Below are 18,748 nucleotides of genomic sequence, written 5' to 3' on the forward strand. Positions count from 1 at the left end.
GATCAGCCAGCAGGCGGGTGCGGCGGGCCGCTACACCTTTACGGGCACTGCGGGCCAGTTCCTGAATCTGGGCTTCAGCGGCGTCGCCATTACACCAGCTGGCAGCACAGTCACTATCACGGTAATCGCCCCCGACAACGTCACCACGGTCGTCAATTGCGGTAGCTTCAGCACGAGCGGCAGTTGCAGCGTACCCGCGTTGTCGAGAACGGGCACCAACAACGTGGGTCTGCCTAGCACCGGCACCTACACCGTGGTGGTCACACCAAATAGCTACGCGACCGCAGTGAGTGGCTCCCTGAGCCTGAAGCAATTCAGTCTGCGCCCATAGAGCAAGAACAAGACGCCGACGACGATGACGAGAACCCTCCGAATGAAAGAAAGAGAAGCGATGTCGAAACCGAACGCTCTTGGTCTTGATGTGGTGCCGCGCTGGCGCCTTTCGCTGCGCCACATGGTTCCAGCAATCCTGTTGGCCGTTGGGATGCTTCATGCGTCGCAGTCAATTGGGCAGGGGCAGGTTGCGCCGGTCGCCTCCACGTCCGCGAGCGACTCGCTCATGAGTTTGCTCGCTTCTCGGCCCACGACCCTCAGAGGTCAGAGCGCTACCCAACTCGCCAATGGTCAGTGGCTAGTACTGGGTGGTACTGCCGCCAATGCAGCAGGCAACGGGGCTTGGGTGATCAATGCAGCTGGCAAGTCTATTCCGCTACCCGCCACCTTGCGCACAGCGCGCATGAACCACAGTGCGACCCTGTTGCCTGATGGCACCGTGCTCGTTTTCGGCGGACTTGATGCCAAGGGCAACACGCTTACCGATCTGGAGATATTCGCTCCTGCGACCAACAGCTTCAGCAGTCTCGCCAATCCGGGTCTGCTGGCACGGAGTGGCCATAGCGCGACAGTGCTGACGGATGGCCGCCTCCTGATAGCAGGGGGGGCCGACGCTGCAGGCAAGCCGCTGCGCACGGTCGAACTTTACGACCCTGCCACGAACCAGGTCGAACGGGTCAACACCGCCTTGGACGCAGCGCGCATGCAGCACATCGCGACGCTATTGCCCAGCGCCAAGGTTTTGCTGTGGGGCGGTCAAGACGGTGCTGGCCAGACACTGGCCAGTGGCAGCGTGTTCGATGCCACTGCGCAGCAATTCAGTGCTGTTGCAGTCGATGGCGCGCAGTCGCTGGCGCAGTCGCTTAATCCGGGAACGGTGCCGACCTTGGTGACTAGTGTTCCTGCGAACCAAGCCAAGCACGTGCCGGTTGCGCAGCGCTTCATGCTCCGCTTCAGCCAGCGCATGGCCGTGACGACGTTGAACGCCAGTACTGTCACCCTGATCGGTCCCAGTGGCGCGGTGGACATCCAGCCGGTTCCCGTGGAAGGCGGGATGTTGCTATTTGTCACGCCCAAGCAAGAACTGCTTCCAGGGACCGCTTATACGCTGTTCGTGCAAGGCGCGACCGATCAATTTGGCAACGCCTTGCCGCTGACCGCAGTGGGCTTCAAGACCGTCACGCTTGGGACGTCCGCAGCGCGGTCCACAACAACGCCTGCTGTCGCGCAGGCAATGCTCGCGGCAGCACCGGCGCAGGGTGGGGCTGCTGTCGCCGCAACGGCAGGTAGCACTACCGTCAACGGTACGGTCGCCACCCCCAAAACCCCCGCGGTAGCCAGTGCTGCGTATGACGCGGCAAACCGGGCCGCTGCGGATGCGGACGAAGACAGCGATATCTGGATCCCTGGCCCGGGCAACTTTGGGGGCAAGTGGCGCCGTGGCAACCGAGAGGTTTCGCGGCAGTACCTGCCCAAGAACGAGCACTTGCGCCACAGGCTGTACGGCTACCCACAGCTGATGAAGCTGACGCCCGCCGACGTGGCCCAGCACAAGATTCCCGATGTCACACCGCCCGCCGATGGCGTGACGGGCGTTGCGGGCCAAGTGTTACGCCTCAATGGCAAGCCTTTGGCAGGCGCGACGCTGTCCATCGGCTCGCAGAAGGTGGTGACTGATGAGAACGGCGAGTTCCTGCTCGCAGGCGTGCCTGCCGGCCGTCAGATCCTGGTGATCGACGGTGAGACAGCCAGCCGCGGCAACCGGCACTATGGGCGCTACGAGTACGGTGTGAAGATCGAAGAAGGGCGGACCACGCTGCTGCCCTTCGTCATCTGGATGTCGCGCTTGAACCCGCGAACCGTCACGCTGGCCTCCCCCACCGCGACCGATACTGTCGTGACCAACCCGCAGATTCCGGGCATGGAGTTGCGCATCCCTGCGGGCATGGTCATCCGAGACTCGCAGGGCAAGATCGTGACCGAGATCAGCATGACGGCGGTGCCCGTTAACCAGCCGCCGTTCCCGCTACCGCACATTGAAGTGCCGGTCTACTTCACCGTCCAGCCGGGAGGCTCACGCCTGGAAGGCATCAACGCCAATGCCAAGGGCGCCCAGCTCATCTACCCGAACTACCCGAACGCTGCGCCCGGCACGCGCATGACCTTCTGGGATTACGACGCCACCAACCGGGGCTGGTTCGAGTACGGCCACGGCACTGTCACGGCTGATGGTAAGCAGGTGATGCCCGATGCGGACGTGCGCATCTACGAATTCACCGGCGCGATGATCACCACCTTCACGCCAGAGTCCCAGGCGCCGTCGGAGGGCCCGACGCCGAACTGCCAGTGCAAGGAAGAGGCCGAGGCCGGCGACCCGGTGGACACCGCCACGGGCCTGTTCCTCAACCGGGAAACCGACCTCGTCATTCCGGACGTGATGCCCATCACCATCGGCCGCACCTACCGGCAGGCCGACGAGACGTCCCGCGCTTTCGGTATCGGAACCAACCTTTCGTATGACCTCTTCCTTGTGGGGGGCTACGACTCCGCCAAAGATCAGATCAAGCCGTATTCCTATTTGATCCTGCCTGACGGCAGCCGCGTCTATTTCAGCCGCGTCTCTGGCGGTACCGGCTACACCGACGCCGTGTTCCAGAGCATCGCTGCACCGGGCAGCATCTACTACGGCGCCATCATCAAGTGGGACAACGTTAGTTACCCAGGCGCCAACTGGAGCCTGGTCCTTAAGAACGGCACTAGCTACTACTTCCCTGGCGTGGGGGATGGCGGTGGCACGGCGCGCACGGCCGCAGTAGTTGGCATTAAAGACCGATTTGGTAACACCATGCAGCTGGTGCGCAGTTCGGGGAGCGCCAACCTTACTCAGATCATTTCGCCCAACGGACGGAACGTCTACCTGAGCTACGACGCGTCCAACCGCGTTACGCAGGTCAAGGACGACCTGCAGCGCACCTACAGCTATGTCTATGACACGCAAGGCAGGCTGACCCAAGTTACGGACCCACTGGGCAAGACTCGAGCCTACACCTGGGCCAGGCAAACAGTACCCGCAGCACACTCGATCGGTGGCGTTGCGACCAGCACCAATATGCTCACGGTGCAGGACAAGAACGGCAACATCGTTGTGACGAACACTTACGATGCGAATGGCCGGGTGGCGACCCAGACCTATGCCGATGGCAAGACCTATTCGTTCGCCTACACGCTGCTGTCCGCCAGCCAGACCCTCCCGGCAGGCAGTTACGACGCGGTGACCCAGACGGATGCCACGGACGAACGTGGCACGGTCACACGCTACGCGTTTAACACCAGCAAGGCCATCACTAGCATGACGGTGGGCCAAGGCACGACGGTGGCTCAGACTCGCACATACAACTGGAACGCCAGCACCAATCTGCTCGACAGCATCACCGATGCCCTCGGCCGTACCACCGCGTACCAGTACGACCGGCTGGGCAACACCACACAGGTCACCGCTGCCTCGGGCACCAGCAGCGCGGCAACCACCAAGATTGGTTGGGATCTGAACTACAGCCGTCCGACCACCATCACAGACCCGAATAACAACACCCTGACGCTGAATTACGACAACCTGGGCAACCTCGTCAGAAGCACCGACGCTCTGAATCACAGCGTCGCCTTGACCTACGACAGCCAAGGCCGTCCCACCAGCATTGCCGACGCGCTAAGTGGCACGACCACCTTCAGTTACAGCGGCGCTGACCTGCAAACCGTAACCGATCCGTTGGGCAATGCGGCGAGCCAAAGCACCGATGCCGCCGGACGCCCCATCGGTCGGACTGATCCATTGGGTCGCCGCAGCTACCTGGCCTACGACGCCCTGAACCGCGTTACCAGCGTGACCGACCCCAAAGGCGGCGTCGCTCAAGCAAGCTATGACCCGAATGGCAACCTGCTGACCCAAGTCGACCAGAACAACAACACGACGAGCTTTGCTTACGATGGACGCAACCGCCTTACCCGCACGACTGACGCGCTGGGGCATGTAAGCACACTGGCCTACGAGCCAGGCGGCCGCCTCAGCCAAGTGGTCGACAACAAGGGCCAAGCCACCAACCGCACCTACGACGCGTTGGGCAGACCGACTCTCATTTCCTTCGGCGCCGCGGCTGGCGGTGGCTCGCCGGTGAGCACCATCGCGGTGACCTGGGACGCCGGCAACCGGCTGACCCAGCTTGTTGACTCCGTTGGCGGCACCATCACGCGCAGCTACGACATGCTGGATCGTCTCACTAAGGAAACGACTCCGCAGGGTAGCGTGAGCTACACCTACGACGTGGGCGGGCGGCGCCAGAGCATGACCGTGGCCGGCCAGCCAACCGTGAGTTACAGCTGGGATGCCGCCAATCGTCTGACGCAAATCCAGCAGGCCGCCGGCAGCACGAACGGCAACACAGCCCAGACGATCAGCTTTAGCTACGATGCGGCGAACCGCCGGGCAAGCACCACCTACGCCAACGGCATCGTGGCCACCTACAGCTACGACAAAGCAAGCCAACTAACCGGAATCACCTACAAGAAAGCCGACGGCACGCCGATTGGAGACCTGAGCTACACCTACGACGCCGCCGGTCAGCGCACCGGCATGGGTGGCAGCCTCGCGCAGGTCAATCCCGGCACCGCCGTCACCGGCACCCAGTTCAACGCCAACAACCAACTGACGAACTGGAACGGCCAGAGCCTGACGTATGACGCCAACGGCAACCTGACAAGCGACGGCACGAACACCTACACGTGGGACGAACGCAACCAGCTGCGCAGCATCGGCGGAGCGACCACGGCCAGCTTCCAGTACGACGCACTGGGACGGCGTACCAGCAAAACTATCGGCAGCAATTCCACTGGATACCTGTACGACGGGGCGAACTTCGTGCAGGAGCAGAACGGCGGCGCCGGCACGGCCAACCTAGTTACTGGCCCCAGAATGGACGAGCCCTACTTGCGCGAGAGCAGTGCGGGCTCGCACAGCCTGTTGCCGGACGCGCTGGGCAACATCCTGATGGCGACCGATGCGACGCAAGCGATCGTGACGAGCTACAGCTACGACGCCTACGGTGCCACGATGCAGACGGGGACAAACGACAACAGCCAGCAATACACGGGACGGGAGAACGACGGAACGGGGCTGTACTACTACCGAGCGCGATACTACAGTCCGCAGATGGGGAGGTTTATTTCGCAGGACCCGATTGGATGGGCCAGTGGGCAGACCAACAACTACGCATATGTCAATGGAAACCCGCTGATGTACACGGACCCCTATGGCCTGTGGGCATGGGGTGACCCGCTGCCGCAGGGAATGGTCGATTTCTCGGCAGGGTTCGGGGATACGATGTCGTTCGGCGCGACCAACTGGGTACGCGACCAGATGGGCACAAATGGGGCGGTAGATAAGTGCTCGGGTTACTACACGGCTGGCGAAGTAGCTGGTGTTGCGGTCGATGTTGCACTAGCAGGTGCGGCAGGTTGGGAGGCCGCAGGGGCTAGGGGTGCTGGCAAGGAGTTCTCACATTGGATTCCGAACCGTATGGGCGGGCCACGCTCGAAGTGGAACGGTAACTTCGTGTCAACGGTCGAGCATGCTATGTCAGACCCGTACCGTTACCGATTTATGCCCAGAGCTTGGAAGGCTGAGAACCCAATGCCGAACGTGGCATGGCAGCAATGGGCCCGCATTCCGAATGTCTATAAGGGGGCTGCCGCCGGTGGTGCCTACGGGGCCGCTGGTGCTGCCATGAGCAGTGATTGCACATGCCGATAATGAAATCCTTCATCGCTAAGTTGCTCGGGGCAGGCTCGCGGCTGTCAGCCCTTGAAAAGATGGTGCTCGACTGCGTGAGAGAGCATCTTGAGACTCAGACTTCGGATCTGTGGGACCGCCAAGTGCTGGAGATTAACAAGGTCCAACGCCTGCCCGAAGGCGTCGAGGCTAACTTCTACAGGATGAAGAACGGTCGTCCCAGCTTCGACCAAGAGCTAGCGTTCCCGAACAAGACGACGGAATTACTTGTCGCTAACGTGAAGATTGAATTGACCGGAATGGGGAAGCTGAACGCGAAGGTGTGGTGCGTTAAGGGGTTCGTCTTCTCAATCGCGTATGAGGGGAGTGTTAGCTACTTCGAAGAAGCTGCTGGAATGGACCCACGGCCTGAGTTCAAGTTGACTTGCGAGCTGCTGGCCGACCTAGCTGCAGCACGATCACCTACGTAGCAGTCATCTGACGAGACCCGGCTTCGGCCGGGTCTTTGCTTTAGAGCTGTTGCTGCACGTCGTGCCAGGCGAGGCCGGCGGCAAGAGCTGCACCGCGAGTGGCAAAGGTCTCGCTGGGACCGCTGATGAAAAGCACGCGGGCATCGCGCGCGACGGCCACCACCTCGCGCGTCCAAAGCTCCCACCGCCCATCGTTGCGCCAGCTCGGCACGGCGGCGTAGCCATTGGCTTCCAGCTCCGACTCGACGGCTTCGACCTCGGGGCGGAACGCGAGTTGCCCGCTCATCATCAGCTCACATTGAGCAGTCCAGACTGCTGGTCCAGGAGGCAATGCCGCTTACTCACAGTGCTTGATCCGCAGCCACTGGCCCAGCACTTCCCGCAAGCAGTGTTGGCACAAATCAAGGCTGACCGTGTTGCGGTCGCCAAAGACTGAATTGAAGCCGCAGTCGTGATCGAACGATAGGCGTTCCTGCCACTCTCCATCATTAGGGGTAAGCCGGCGCTTACAGCGATCGCAAGTACTCGCAGCGAGAACTTGGACGGTCTGGGGTTGGTACCTCTAGTGCCCTTTGCTGGTCTTGCGTCAGCGCACCTGGCGATGGTTGCGAGTGAGACCTCAGCGCTGCCGGGAGATCCACGCGAATCGAAGCGGGTGCCGTGGGCCCTACTGCCAGCACGAGTCGATCCTTGTTCGGGTCGAGAGAGCGATCCCAAAATTGTTCGCCCTTACCATCGCGGCAGACAAGCCAGTGTCGAATGAACTGCTGGACGGTCTTGGCCAATCCTCCGTCTGCCTGGGACGAGAGGTTCACGGTCGTCTTGGCCTGCACCGCGATGAACCCGCCTTCCGAAGTTGCCACCAGGATGTCGTCCACAGGTGCTTCGGTCTCAAAGCGAATCCAGGCGGGAACGGCGGCGCCCAATTCCAGTACGTGGTCGACCGGAACTTGAGCAAGCAATTGCAGACCGAAAAGCGCCCCTAGCTGAGCCTGAAACCCAATACCCGCCGCTGCTGCGGCGCCGCCACTGGGGATGGTTCGAGAACTCGTCGGATTATGTGAGGTTGCCAAGTTGATTCGCTTAAGTTGACTTCGGCGTGTGGCCGCCATGATTGTCCACGGTGAACTGCCCCGAGTCGGATAGACAAGCTGACCCTAGCCTAAACAATGTATCGATCAAGCCGGCAGGCAGCCTACATATCAGACATAGCGCTGTAGTTCCTCTACGGCCACCGACATGGCACGACGGCTTTGCAGTTTGAACAGCCGTAGCTACCGCTGCGAAGCATACATTGGCAATCGAAGCTCGAATGGCAGCAATGGGTCGGGCGGCAGCTGGAAAGTGGCAGAGCTAGCGCATCATGGTTTATCCGAGTGTCGGTAGTCGCGTGCGATTCGGCACGTCGGGTAATATTTTGTGCTTCATGATGCACAAAAATGACTTCCCAAAGAAGTTGTTGAGCTTCACTCGTAGCGAGTTTCGAGGTTCTTTCGCCGGTCAGTCTCTGTCACGCTACGTCCAACAACCTATTGATGGAAAAGGGATTCTCCGGAGTGAGGTCGAGTAGGGGCGCGATCGAGTTCAGAGTTGAGTGAACAAAGTTCAGCGTTGAATGAATCTCGACAACGAATCTCGATATTTCCCCGTTCTTGAAATCGTAATACCCCGTCCCTATAATTAGCACTCGCCGGGTTGGAGTGCTAACAATGCCTCTGTCCCCCGATGCTTTTCCGATGCGCCGCGCCCAGCGGCGCGTTTTGTGAATAAACACTCACTTTGCATTGAGGAGTCTGTATGAACCTGCGTCCCTTGCACGACCGCGTGATCGTGAAGCGCCTGGACAACGAAACCAAGACCGCTTCGGGCATCGTCATTCCCGACGCCGCTGCTGAAAAGCCGGACCAAGGTGAAGTTCTGGCTGTCGGCCCGGGCAAGAAAGACGACAACGGCAAGGCGATCTCGCTGGACGTGAAGGTCGGCGACCGCGTGCTGTTCGGCAAGTACGCCGGCCAATCCGTCAAGGTGGAAGGCCAGGAAGTCCTGGTCATGCGCGAAGAAGACATCATGGCCGTGGTGACGAAGTAAGCACGCGTTTACTCGCAGCGGCTTACCTGTAACCCCTCATTCCTTGTCTGCGCATGCTGCGCGGGCAATACCCCAAGATTTCGGAGATTCTCAAGATGGCAGCTAAAGACGTAGTGTTCGGCGATGCCGCACGTGCCAAGATGGTTGAAGGCGTGAACATTCTCGCCAACGCAGTGAAGGTGACCCTGGGCCCGAAGGGCCGCAACGTGGTGCTGGAGCGCAGCTTCGGTGGCCCGACCGTGACCAAGGACGGTGTGTCGGTCGCCAAGGAAATCGAGCTGAAGGACAAGCTCCAGAACATGGGCGCGCAAATGGTCAAGGAAGTCGCTTCCAAGACCAGCGACAACGCCGGTGACGGCACCACCACCGCAACGGTGCTGGCTCAGTCGATCGTGCGCGAAGGCATGAAGTACGTGGCCGCCGGCATGAACCCGATGGACCTGAAGCGCGGCATCGACAAGGCTGTGCACGCTGCCGTCGAAGAGCTGAAGAAGATCAGCAAGCCCACCACCACCAGCAAGGAAATCGCTCAAGTTGGCGCCATCTCGGCCAACAGCGACGAATCCATCGGCCAGCGCATCGCTGAAGCCATGGACAAGGTCGGCAAGGAAGGCGTGATCACNNGAAGGCATGCAGTTCGACCGCGGCTACCTGTCGCCGTACTTCATCAACAACCCGGAAAAGCAAGTTGTCCAACTGGACAACCCGTTCGTGCTGCTGTTCGACAAGAAGATCAGCAACATCCGCGACCTGCTGCCGGTGCTGGAACAAGTGGCCAAGGCTGGCCGTCCGCTGCTGATCATCGCTGAAGACGTCGAAGGCGAAGCCCTGGCAACGCTGGTGGTCAACAACATCCGTGGCATCCTGAAGACCGCTGCCGTCAAGGCTCCGGGCTTCGGCGACCGCCGCAAGGCCATGCTGGAAGACATCGCCATCCTGACGGGCGGCCAGGTCATCGCTGAAGAAGTCGGCCTGACGCTGGAAAAGGCAACCCTGAACGATCTGGGCCAAGCCAAGCGTGTCGAAATCGGCAAGGAAAACACCACGATCATCGATGGCGCTGGCGATGCCCGCAACATCGAAGCGCGCGTGAAGCAAGTGCGTGCCCAGATCGAAGAAGCGACCTCGGACTACGACCGTGAAAAGCTGCAAGAGCGCGTGGCCAAGCTGGCCGGCGGTGTTGCCGTGATTAAGGTTGGCGCTGCCACCGAAGTCGAAATGAAGGAAAAGAAGGCCCGCGTGGAAGATGCTCTGCACGCAACGCGCGCTGCCGTGGAAGAAGGCATCGTGGCTGGCGGCGGTGTTGCACTGCTGCGCGCCCGCGCTCTGATCTCCAGCCTGAAGGGCTCCAACGCTGACCAAGACGCCGGCATCAAGATCGTGCTGCGCGCCATGGAAGAGCCGCTGCGCCAGATCGTCACCAACGCTGGCGACGAGGCTTCGGTTGTGGTGTCGAAGGTCATCGAAGGCAAGGGCAACTACGGCTACAACGCCGCCACCGGCGAGTACGGTGACCTGGTGGAAATGGGCGTGCTGGACCCGACCAAGGTGACCCGCACCGCGCTGCAGAACGCCGCTTCGGTCGCTTCGCTGATGCTGACGACGGACTGCGCCGTGGCAGAACTGCCGAAGGACGATGCAGCTCCGGCAATGCCGGGCGGCATGGGTGGCATGGGCGGCATGGACGGCATGATGTAATTTGCCTGTCCGGCAACCCGGCCCGGCCGTCCTTTCCGGACGGCTGCTCCAAACAAAGAACCCCGCGGGTGCGAGCCTGCGGGGTTTTTTGTTGGGCGTGCGTCTCCATGATTTGTTAAGGCGACGTTAACGCCATACCGCAACGGTGTTCGCTACAATCGGCTCACCCCAGGGGCAGGCTCCCACGCGGGGCACGACAACAATCACAGGGAAGGGAAATCAGATGAACGACATCGCACGCGAGCCCGTCCTGGGCGGTGCTCCCGCTCCGGCGGCTCCGCAACCGTTGCGGATGCGCTTTATCGGCAGCGGCTCAGAGTACTTCCGCATCTGGATCGTCAACCTGCTGCTGACCATCGTCACGGTGGGCATCTATTCGGCTTGGGCGAAGGTCCGCACGCTGCAGTATTTCTATCGCAACACGCAACTGGCCGGGTCGAGCTTCGACTACCACGGTAGCCCGATCGCCATCCTCAAGGGCCGCGCGATCATTTTTGTGCTGGCCCTTGCGTTCAACATTCTCAGTCAATCCTCGGTGGCGTTGTCGATGGTGCTTCTCGCGCTGTTGGCGGGCGCGTTTCCCTGGCTGCTGGTGCGTTCGCTGCGCTTCCGCATGGCCAACTCAAGCTACCGGGGCCTACACTTTGCGTTTACAGGCAAGGATGCCGAGGGCTACATGGTATTCCTGGTCTGGCCGATTCTGAGCGTGGTCTCGCTGTACCTGCTGGCCCCGCTGGCGCACCAGCGCTTCAAGCGCTACCAGCACAAGAACACGCGCTTCGGCACCACGCCGTTTGATTTTTCGGGCACGCCGGGCAACTTCTACGGCGTGTATCTGCGTACGTTCGGTTTGGCGGTGCTGGCATTTGTGGTGGGCATCGCGCTGGCATTTCTGCTGGGCGTGTCGGTCAAGAATGCGCAGGCCGGTGCAGGCCAGATCGTGGGCCTCGTCATCGTTGCCGTGTTCATGTACGCGTCAATGCTGTTCCTGGCGCCGTACTTCATGTCGCGTCTGCAGAACGTGGTTTGGAACCACACCACGCTGGGCGCGCACCGCTTCCAGAGTCAAGTGGGCGCAGGCAAGCTGTTCTGGATCTACGTGTCGAACGCGGTGCTGATCGTCATCACCATCGGCCTGTTCACACCGTTTGCGCGCGTGCGCACGTTGCGCTACAAGCTCGACTCCATGACGCTGCTGGCAGCCGGTTCGCTCGACACCTTCGTGGCCGGCGAGACCATCAAGGTGGGTGCACTGGGCGATGCGGCGGTGGACTGGTACGACATCGACATCGCGCTGTAAGGCTGTTTCCATGATCCTCGCTACCTACTTCGACGGCCGGACCTCGCGTGCGCAGCCCGTGCGCCTTGCCGTCGAGGCGGGGGAGGCGGTGCTGTACGACACGGATGGCACGCTGCTGCGCCGTGCATCGCTTGCCGCGCTGCGCGTGTCGGAGCGCGGCAAGCATGCGCCGCGTCTGATCACCTTTGAGGACGGTGCCTTCTGCGAGATTGCCGACCCCGCTGAGCAGGCTGCGCTCAACGCGCTGCTGCATCGCACCGGCCACCACGAAGGTTGGGTCGTGCGCGCGCAGAACAGTTGGAAGCTTGCGCTGGGCGCGCTGGTTGTGACGGTGCTGGTGCTGGTGCTGGGTTATCGCTATGGCCTGCCGTGGGGCGCCAAGGTGGTGGCAACCCTGGTGCCGCAACGCGTGGAGTCGCAGCTTGGGCGCGGTACGCTACGTGCGCTGGATGAGCGCTGGCTCGAGCCCAGCAAGCTGCCGCAGGCGCAGCAGGCACGCATCCGTGCACGCTTCGCAGCCCTGCGCGCGCCGCGGGCTACCCACACGTACCACATTGTTTTTCGCGATGCTGGCAAGTTGGGTGCCAACGCCTTTGCGCTGCCCGGCGGCGACATCATCGTGACCGATGCGCTGGTCAAGCTGGTGGGCGAGGGCGATGGCCTCACGGGTGTGCTGGCGCACGAGGCGGGGCATGTCGAATACCGGCACGGGCTGCGCCAGTTGATTCAATCGTCGGCGATTGGCGCGACAGCGGCGCTGCTGTTTGGTGACGTGTCGACCATCCTGTCGGGCGTGCCCGCAGCGATGCTCACGCTGCGCTACTCGCGCGACTACGAGCGCGATGCCGACCGCTACGCCGCACAACTGCTGCAGGACAACGGCCTGTCGGTGGGCGCGTTTGCCGACGTGCTGCAGGCACTGGAAGAGACGCACGGCGGCACGCGCAAGGCCGATACCGCGAAGCATTCCAAGAATGCCGATGAGACGAGCAACGCCGACGACGACGCCTCTGCGTTCTTCTCTTCCCACCCGCTCACACGCGAGCGCATCGCCACCTTGCGCCGCTTTGACCGCACGCATGGCGGCAGCGACGCCGAGTGACGCACCAGGCGGTGCGTTCTCACCCGTAGTTCATTTGACGGATTTCTATCCGGCGACGCGATGACCAAGATGGGCTCAGGGGAGAAGGAAACGCCTTGAGCCAGCGGCGTCAGGTGCATTGCGTGGCGAACGACAACGATTCCCATAGCGCCCGCGACTTGCGGTAGGCAACCTCGCGACACAGCGAGGAACATCGCCAGACTCCGTTCCCTCAATCCGTGTCGACTGCAAGACGGGGGAAGCCATGCGACAAGCGGAACAGAGCGTCGGGGGCGCTGCAACAGGCGCCGTTCTGGAGAGGGTCGCGCGCCGCATCCTAGACCAGACGCCAGACCGTCTCACGATCGTCCGGCTGGCGCGCTTTGGGGTGTCAGGCGTGATTGCCACCGGCGTGCACGTGGCCATCGCCACGCCGCTGGCGCTCGGGATTGGCGTGTCGCCCGTGGTGGCAAACGGCGTCGCCTTTGTCTGCGCCACCGTCTTCTCATACCTCTTGAATGCGCTCTGGAGCTTCTCCGCCAAGCCCAGTCGCGACAATTTCCTGCGCTTTGTCTGCGTGGCCGTCTTCGGGCTGCTGCTGACGCTCGCCATCTCCTGGACCGCACAAAGGCTGGGCGCGAACTACTGGGTTGGGCTGTGCGCAATCCTGATGATGGTGCCGCCGATCACCTTCGTGCTGCATCGGACCTGGACCTTTCGTTGATCGCGCGCACCGCGTTTCAACGCTGAATCATCCCTACGGCCAGTTTCGGTCTGCGGTTGGCGCAGCTACAACTACTTATAAACAACGGCAAACCTGCATGCGGAGTTGAGCGCAGCAGGTAGCCAGATCAACGTGCAGCGGGCGTGCTGCGGGGCGGGGGTGGCGTAGCTGGCTTCGCCTTGTTCAGCCACCGCGACGCGCGGACTGGCCGATCGAATGACCTCACCGAACGGGGGCGACGAGCTATGCGTAACGGCAACTATTCGAAGCGGCGAGAACGCGGGGTCGTTCTTCCCATCGTTGGCCTGGTGATTGCAATCTTGCTGGGCATGGCGGGCCTCGTCATCGATCTGGGTGGCCTGTTTGTCGCCAAGTCGGAACTGCAATCCGCGGTGGACAGCTGTGCGCTGGCTGCGGCGCAGGAACTGGACGGCAATTCGGATGCGCTCACGCGCGCCACGAATGCGGGGCTCACGGCAGGCAATGCCAACAGCGTCACATACCAGAAGGTTTCGGCGTCGTTGGTGGCGAACGACGTCACGTTCAGCACATCGCTGACGGGGACGTACAGCGTCGCCGCAGGCGGGTCTGCCAGTTCGGGCTATGTGAAGTGCACCCACACCACCAGCGGCATCGTGGCGCGCCTGATCAGGTTTGTGGGCGGTGCCACCACCAACTCCGTTGCCGCGCTGGCTGTGGCGACGCGAGTCCATGCGCAGAGCACCTGCCCGATTCCTGTGGCCCTGCTCCCGAAGAACGGCGGAACCGCCCCCAACTACGGTTTCCAAGTAGGCGAGTGGGTCAATATGCTCTATGGCGGCGGCTCGCTCACCCCGGGGGAAATGGGTTGGTACAACCTGGATGGCTCCACCAACGCCAATGAAACGAAAAATGAGATGCTGAACGGCTACTGCAACTCCAAGATTGGCGACACCTTGGGCACACCCGGTGCGAAGGTCACGGTGGACGACGCCTGGAACTCCCGCTTCGGCATCTACAAGAACAAGTCTGGCGCTTCGCAATTGCAGCCCGACCTCTCGGGCTACGCCTATACGTCGACCAACTGGACCAACGCCGTGCCGCAAAACGCCTACAGCGGCACACCCGCCAAGGGCTCCGACCCAACTGCCGCCAATTTCAAGACCAAGCGGCTGGCCTACGCCAACTACGACGATACCGGCAGCAGCATCAATGGCGGTGACAAGATCACCGGTCTGAACATCAAAGGCGGCTACAAGAGTCTCGCTACTGCAGGAGCCGGCGGCGACCTTGCCACCTACGGCGCGAACCGGCGTCTTGTTCTCGTGCCGGTGATTTCCTCTGCCTCCAAGATCATCGACTACGCCTGCATGCTGATGCTGCAGCCTGTTGACGGCGTGCACACCACGATGCAGTTCGAATTCCTGAGCAACGGGGGCAGCCTGACCAGCCCGTGCACGCCCAGTGGTTTGGCGGGCGGTACAGCAGGCCCCCTGGTGCCGGCCCTGGTGGAGTAGGAGCAAGCCATGAAGACACGACAACACGGTGTGGCGCTGATCGAACTGGCCATCACCATTTGCCTGCTGCTGGCGGTCACCTTTGCGGTTACGGAGTTTGGCCGGGCCATCTACACCTACAACACGCTGACCAAATCCACGCGGGATGCCGCACGCTACCTGAGCACGCAGGCGGCCGGCAATTCGGCCGCCTACACCACGGCACAGAACCTGGCGGTGTACGGTACGCCCACCGTGGGCAGTACGCCGCTGGTGCCGGGGCTGAAGACCAGCATGGTGTCGATTTGCGATGCATCCAACACGAGCTGCACCGGCAACATCGTTCAGGGCTCCAACCCCGCCATCAACACCGTCACCGTCACGATCTCGGGCTACACGTTCAGCCCGGTGCTGGATATGTTGGCGTTTACGCGCTACTACACCGGCGGCACCGGAAAGCTGACATCGATCGCGTTCAGCAACATCTCCGTGACCATGAGGCAATCCTATGAATAAGCGACAAAAAGGGACGACCGCGGTCGAATTCGCCATCGTGGCGGTGCTGTTCCTCACCGTGTTGCTGGCGATCCTGGATTTCGGCCGCATTCTCTTTACGTGGAACGCGGCGGGTGAGGCAACGCGCTGGGGCGCACGCCAGGCGGTGGTCTGCGCGCAGGGGTCCAGCTCGGTGCTCTCGCGCATGCAGCGCATCCTGCCAAGCCTCACGTCATCGAACGTGACCATCCAGTGGTACGACTCCACTGGCGCGGTAAGCGCAACGTGCGATGCGTCGAGCTGCGCGGGCGTGTCTGTTGGCATTACGGGGCTAACCATCTCGCCGGTGTCTCCGGCCACATGGATCGGCTTCTCCAGTCTGGGCGTGCCGGGTTTCTCAACGTATCTGCCCAGGGAGGTCATGGGGCAGGACGCGAACAGCAGCAGCGTTTGCTCTTGATCTTCCTGCTGTGCACCCAGGCCCCAGGCCAGAGCGGTCTTGAACTCGGCGTGTGAGGTTCTGAACTCGGCATTTGGCGTTCAGAACGCGACGCGCCGTGCTTCTTCACTCGCGGCTGCTGCTTTTTTGAGCGACCCCATGACGCTTTCTGCGCCGCACGCCACGGTTTGAACTCGGCATTCGGCGTTCAGAGCGCGACGTGCCGTGTCTATTTCCTCGCGGTTGCTGTTTTTTTCAGCAACCCTCCGAGCTTTTTGTGCCGCACGCCACGGTTTGAACTCGGCGCGCGACGTTCTGAACTCGGCATTCGGCGTTCAGAACGCGATGCGTCACGCTTTCTTCCTCGCGCTTGCTGTTTTTTTGAGCGACCCCTGACGCTTTCCGCGTCGCGCGTCACAGTTTGAACTCGCCGCTTGAGGGTTTGCGCCGGAGGCGTCAGCCTCGGACCGTCGCGCACAAGGGTTTTTGCTTGGCGTCCCCGCCCGTGCCGGGGCCGCGTTCACTGCTGCTCTTCTGCTGTTCTTCTATTTCTGCGGATTCCCGCGCTCCAGTATGCGCAGGATCTCCCACCGGTACAGCTCGACCAGCACGCCTTCCAGCGTGGTCAGCACGTACGCACCAATGGCGTCCAGAAACCCGGCCTGGTACTCGCCAGATTTGTCCTGGATGTGGATCTGATATTCCCAGCGCAGCGTCTTGGGTTCGAACTGTCGATGCAGCTTCAGGCCTGCCTGCGTGCGGCGCAGGAAGTCACGCGCAAACAGCGCGCCCTTCAGATAGTCGCGGTTGTGTTCGAGCTTCATTACGCACCTCAGCACGGCGTGCATCGGGTGTGATGCGTGATGCGAAGCGGCGGCGGGTGGATGGCGGGGCAATGCCCGCGTGAGGATGAAACAGCTTGAATCGGGTGATCCATGGTCTTGCCCTCGTGGTGAGTTGAGGAGCCACCCACCACGAGGGTGGGCGGGCACACGACAGGCTGGAAACACCGGACAGATCTTGCGAAGAGAACCGGCACGGCCGAAGCCGTACCTGCCGAGGCCCGCCCGTAGGAGCGAACACCGGCGCCGCAGAGCCATAAACGGCTCTTCGTCACAAGATCTGAAAAACGGGGTTTCCAAGCCCGGCCGCATCTGTCTGATGCGAGCCCGGGCAGTGTAGCGGGCTCGCGCGGCGTGGGGCAAGTCGGAGGTTTCTGAATCGGTCTGGAATTCACCTCAGCTCGACCGAGACAAAGATGCGGGCGTTGTTGTGCAGGATCAGCAATGCGACCTGCTTCCCGGCCTTTGCAGTGAGTGCGCTCATTTGCTCGGGTGATTTGACTGGCGTGCCATTGAACGACAGGACGATATCGCCGGGTTGGATACCGGCACTTGCCGCGGGCTCCTCGACTGCATCCACCGCCAGTCCTTCCGTGAGCGCGGTAGCGAGCCGTTCGGCCTCATTGAGCGGGCGCACGGCCAATCCGAGGCGATGGGCTGCGCTGCCTTCGTCCTGCTGCGTGCCGGGTCTTCCCTCGGATGCGGCGGCCACGATTGTGGCCGTCATCGGCTTTTGATTGCGGATCAGCGTGAGCGCGATCTTTGTTCCGGGCTTGAGCGCAGCAAGATGTTCGGCGAGTTCAGCGGAGCGGTCGACTGCCTTGTCGCCAATCTGCGTGATGACGTCGCCGGGCTTCAGGCCGCTGGCGGCGGCAGGCGAGCCGGGCTCGACGGAATTGACCAGTGCCCCGGCCGGCCGGGGCAGGCCAAAGGCCCGAGCCAAGCCAGGGTCGACGTCTTGCATGCCGATGCCAAGGTTGCCCTGGGGCACCTTGCGCAGGGCCAGCAACTGCTTCTCCACCTGCACCGCGACGTTGATCGGGATGGCAAAGGTCAGGCCCGAGTATCCCCCCTCCGTTTGCCCATAGATCTGCACGTTGATGCCGATGACCTCGCCGGAGCGGTTGAGCAGGGGGCCGCCCGAGTTGTCGGTCACGATGTTGACGTCGGTCTGGATGAACGGAGTCGAGACGCCCTCCGGCAGCGCGCGGGGGGCGACACTCACAATGCCGGCGGTCACGGTGTTCTCGGGGCCGTGGGGCGATCCGATCATCAGCACCAGTTCGCCGGCGCGCACGCGCGACGAGTCGCCAAGTTTGACGGTCGGCAGCTTCTTGGCGTCGATTCGGATCACTGCCACGTCGCTCCGCGGGTCGACAGCCAGCACTTTTGCCTTGAACTCACGCCGGTCAGTCAGTTTGACCGTGACCTCTTCAGCGCGGTCCACCACGTGCGCACTGGTCAGGATCAGGCCGTCCGGGCTGACGATGAAACCCGAGCCGGTTCCCCTGATTGCATGCGGCGCGCCGCTTTGCGGCTGCCGAAACTGTGGGGCGGAGCGCTGAAAGATCTGGATGAAGGGATCGTCCGGATCGAGGTCCTCGGGGGCCTGCCCTTGCGTTGGCTGCTCCGGCGCGGTTGCGCTGATATTCACGACGGCCGGGCCGTATCGCTCAACGATGGTGGGGAGATCGACCGGCGCAATGCTCGCCCCTTTGGCGGGTGCAGGTGCGATGCCTGCGGCGATTGCCGTTGGCTGCAGATACGAAACGCCGCCGAGCACGGAGGCGATCACGACAGCATCGCGCAAGGCGCGGGTCAGGATGTTGTGGGTGTTGCTGGTCTGGCGGAGCATGGTGCATCTCCAATGCGGTCATCACGCCGGCAGCCGGAAAGCGACCCGGCACCGTGTGCCAACTGCGCGCCAAGGGAAGGAAAAAACCCGGCGCGCGTCCGGGAAACAGGACCATCGCCCCAGCGTCGCGCGCCAAGTGATAGTCCGGGGGCCGTTGCAGCCAAGT

At 62.1% G+C, this 18,748-nt stretch carries 12 protein-coding genes and 2 pseudogenes; 11 read left to right on the plus strand and 3 right to left on the minus strand.

Going from position 1 to position 18,748, the window contains the following annotated elements; genetic code table 11:
- From B4F51_RS10710 to B4F51_RS10720, 3 genes and pseudogenes are all read left to right on the plus strand, one after another.
- Positions 1-331 (plus strand): annotated as a pseudogene (locus B4F51_RS10710) (hypothetical protein); the annotation flags it as partial.
- Between the two features lie 42 nt (positions 332-373).
- Positions 374-6,136, plus strand: a complete 5,763-nt coding sequence (locus B4F51_RS10715; protein WP_296225361.1) for a kelch repeat-containing protein — start codon at positions 374-376, stop codon at positions 6,134-6,136.
- Positions 6,136-6,585 carry a hypothetical protein gene (locus tag B4F51_RS10720; protein WP_296225362.1) on the plus strand — a complete coding sequence of 150 codons (450 nt, stop codon included), beginning with the start codon at positions 6,136-6,138 and terminating at the stop codon, positions 6,583-6,585. Before B4F51_RS10715 ends, B4F51_RS10720 begins: the two co-directional genes overlap by 1 nt.
- 40 nt (positions 6,586-6,625) lie before the next feature.
- On the opposite strand, the gene B4F51_RS10725 is transcribed toward B4F51_RS10720, so the two are convergent.
- Positions 6,626-6,871 carry a hypothetical protein gene (locus tag B4F51_RS10725; RefSeq protein WP_296225363.1) on the minus strand — a complete coding sequence of 82 codons (246 nt, stop codon included), beginning with the start codon at positions 6,869-6,871 and terminating at the stop codon, positions 6,626-6,628.
- Positions 6,872-8,382: 1,511 nt separating this feature from the next.
- On the opposite strand from B4F51_RS10725, the gene groES reads away from it, so the two are divergent.
- The 8 genes and pseudogenes from groES to B4F51_RS10765 all read left to right on the plus strand — a co-directional run bounded on the left by groES (position 8,383) and on the right by B4F51_RS10765 (position 15,906).
- The gene (gene groES, locus B4F51_RS10730; RefSeq protein ID WP_296225364.1) at positions 8,383-8,673 is read left to right on the plus strand and encodes a co-chaperone GroES; all 291 of its coding nucleotides are present in this window, start codon (positions 8,383-8,385) and stop codon (positions 8,671-8,673) included.
- A 95-nt stretch (positions 8,674-8,768) separates the two neighbouring features.
- A pseudogene (groL, locus tag B4F51_RS10735) lies at positions 8,769-10,371 on the plus strand (chaperonin GroEL).
- Positions 10,372-10,594: 223 nt separating this feature from the next.
- Positions 10,595-11,671: a YjgN family protein gene (locus B4F51_RS10740; protein ID WP_296225365.1), complete on the plus strand. Its 1,077-nt coding sequence runs from the start codon at positions 10,595-10,597 to the stop codon at positions 11,669-11,671.
- A 10-nt stretch (positions 11,672-11,681) separates the two neighbouring features.
- Positions 11,682-12,773: a M48 family metallopeptidase gene (locus B4F51_RS10745; RefSeq protein WP_296225366.1), complete on the plus strand. Its 1,092-nt coding sequence runs from the start codon at positions 11,682-11,684 to the stop codon at positions 12,771-12,773.
- A gap of 244 nt (positions 12,774-13,017) precedes the next feature.
- Positions 13,018-13,476 carry a GtrA family protein gene (locus B4F51_RS10750; protein WP_296225367.1) on the plus strand — a complete coding sequence of 153 codons (459 nt, stop codon included), beginning with the start codon at positions 13,018-13,020 and terminating at the stop codon, positions 13,474-13,476.
- Positions 13,477-13,721: 245 nt separating this feature from the next.
- Positions 13,722-14,972, plus strand: a complete 1,251-nt coding sequence (locus tag B4F51_RS10755) for a pilus assembly protein TadG-related protein (RefSeq protein WP_296225368.1) — start codon at positions 13,722-13,724, stop codon at positions 14,970-14,972.
- Between the two features lie 9 nt (positions 14,973-14,981).
- Positions 14,982-15,467, plus strand: a complete 486-nt coding sequence (locus B4F51_RS10760) for a TadE/TadG family type IV pilus assembly protein (protein ID WP_296225369.1) — start codon at positions 14,982-14,984, stop codon at positions 15,465-15,467.
- The gene (locus B4F51_RS10765) at positions 15,460-15,906 is read left to right on the plus strand and encodes a TadE/TadG family type IV pilus assembly protein (protein ID WP_296225370.1); all 447 of its coding nucleotides are present in this window, start codon (positions 15,460-15,462) and stop codon (positions 15,904-15,906) included. The genes B4F51_RS10760 and B4F51_RS10765 overlap by 8 nt, the downstream gene beginning before the upstream one ends.
- 524 nt (positions 15,907-16,430) lie before the next feature.
- Here the strand turns inward: B4F51_RS10765 and B4F51_RS10770 are convergent.
- Complete coding sequence (locus B4F51_RS10770; protein ID WP_296225371.1) at positions 16,431-16,709, minus strand: hypothetical protein; 279 nt, start codon at positions 16,707-16,709, stop codon at positions 16,431-16,433.
- 409 nt (positions 16,710-17,118) lie between these two features.
- Positions 17,119-18,582, minus strand: a complete 1,464-nt coding sequence (locus tag B4F51_RS10775) for a trypsin-like peptidase domain-containing protein (RefSeq protein ID WP_414706741.1) — start codon at positions 18,580-18,582, stop codon at positions 17,119-17,121.
- Positions 18,583-18,748: the final 166 nt, after the last annotated feature.

This window comes from Ralstonia sp. UBA689 (assembly GCF_002298975.1).
Classification (GTDB): domain Bacteria; phylum Pseudomonadota; class Gammaproteobacteria; order Burkholderiales; family Burkholderiaceae; genus Ralstonia.